Here is a 1,807-nt window from a genome sequence, read left to right as displayed (position 1 = left end):
TTTACCTCACCAACTACCTAATCAGACGCGAGCTCATCTTTCGGCGAAATTCATTTGATAACAAAGTCATGCGGCTTCGTTATGTTATGAGGTATTAACAATCGTTTCCAATTGGTATCCCTCTCCGAAAGGCAGATTGCTCACGTGTTACTCACCCGTCCGCCACTAGCTAGACCAGCAAGCTGGTTTCGCTCGTTCAACTTGCATGTGTTAAGCGTGCCGCCAGCGTTCGTCCTGAGCCAGGATCAAACTCTTAATAAAGTTGTATCCCATCAGCATTTTCATGCTGTATTGTGATCTCAGTTACATTCACTGAACGTTTATGTTTTATAGTCTTTTCTGACTTTTGAATACTTTAATTACTCAAAGTATTTCCAAGGGTTTTCGTATTCTTGGTTGTTCAATTTTCAAGATGCCTTTTGTTTTTTTGTTATCCGTTCTTGCCGGACAACTTCTTTATTATACCACATCTTTTCTCGTTTGTCAAGTCTTTTTCAAAACTTTTTTTGAGATTTTTTTCGGAAGCTCTTTCTTAGCTTTCGTGCGGCATTTTCTATCATACCACATTTTCTTCGTTTTGTCAAGTACTTTTCAGAACTTTTTTGAAGAATTTTTTCTTGCTAAGTTTTCGCTTTCGTGCGGTACTTTTTAGTATATCACATTTTGTCGCTTTTGTCAAGCCCTTTTGTGATATTTTTTACTGTCCGCTTTTTCGCCCTTCCAGCAAAAATCTGTACTCTCGCCTGAGGTCTTCTTTCCGCTTTCTTTGGGCTTCTTTGAGGTGTTTCCCTCGCTGACAGCTTAATTATTATAACTCAAAATGACCCAAATGTCAACCCCTTTTTCAATTTTTATTTTAAATAAATGGTTAATATTATTAGAACAAATTGTATATCTACACCATTGACCCTGTTTACTGTACTTTTCCGACCTTCTGCATGTCAAAAATCAATAACACCCCCTTTAAAATCAGCATATTATTTATGCAGAAAGCTGTTGCATAATATTTTTGCAAATGTTATAATGATTTTGATTATACTAATATCATCGAAAGGGGGCATTTCCTTGAAAAACCGATATATTTCAGAGGACGGCTTTGCCATCAACTCAAAGAAACCAAGATCAAAATACGCAAAACGCCGCAAAAAGCCAAAAAAACTTATCAATATCATCTTCTCGCAGAAGACTACAATAATACTGCTGTTACTGCTTCAATTTTTACAGATCTTTCTTGCGTTCACTTTTCTCAGTGAGAACTACAGCTATCTTTCTGTTTTCTTTTCAACTCTCGGTATCGGCGTTGCCATATATATAGTCAACACCGACCGCAACCCCGCCTATAAGCTGGCGTGGATAGTCCCTCTTCTGATATTCCCCGTGTTCACTACTATCCTATATATTATACTGAGCAATCAGCCCTACAAGCGCAAAGTTTCCAACGCTTATGTCCAGAAGAACCTTGACACCCGCGACTATCTTCCCGAAGATACCGAACTTACAGACAATATAAAGAAAAATGACCCCGAACTTTACCGCATAGTCCGCTATCTTGATGACAGTGCGGGCTTTCCTGCTTACGGCTGTGAAGATATCACTTATTTCCCGCTGGGCGAAAACAAGTTTGAAGCTATGGTGAGAGAGATGAAAAAAGCTGAGAAATTCATCTTCATGGAATATTTTATAGTCGATGACGGCGAGATGTGGGGCGAGATACTTGATATCCTCCTTGAAAAGGCTTTCGCAGGTGTTGAAGTAAAGCTGATAGTTGACGGCATGGGTTCACAGTTCACAATGCCTGCCCGCGATA

At 39.2% G+C, this 1,807-nt stretch carries 1 protein-coding gene and 1 rRNA gene; one reads left to right on the top strand and one right to left on the bottom strand.

Annotation, left to right across the window (positions count from 1 at the left end; genetic code table 11):
• A 16S ribosomal RNA gene (locus CUS_RS13040) occupies positions 1-261 on the bottom strand; the annotation flags it as partial.
• An 804-nt stretch (positions 262-1,065) separates the two neighbouring features.
• Between CUS_RS13040 and CUS_RS13035 the strand changes: the two genes are divergently transcribed.
• On the top strand, positions 1,066-1,807 hold a 742-nt coding region (locus CUS_RS13035), incomplete at its 3' end, for a PLDc N-terminal domain-containing protein (protein WP_002851462.1).

The organism is Hominimerdicola alba 8 (genome assembly GCF_000178155.2).
Taxonomy (GTDB): Bacteria; Bacillota; Clostridia; order Oscillospirales; family Ruminococcaceae; genus Hominimerdicola; species Hominimerdicola alba_C.
Note: the sequence above shows the minus strand (reverse complement) of the source record. Positions and strands in the feature narration are given on the sequence as shown.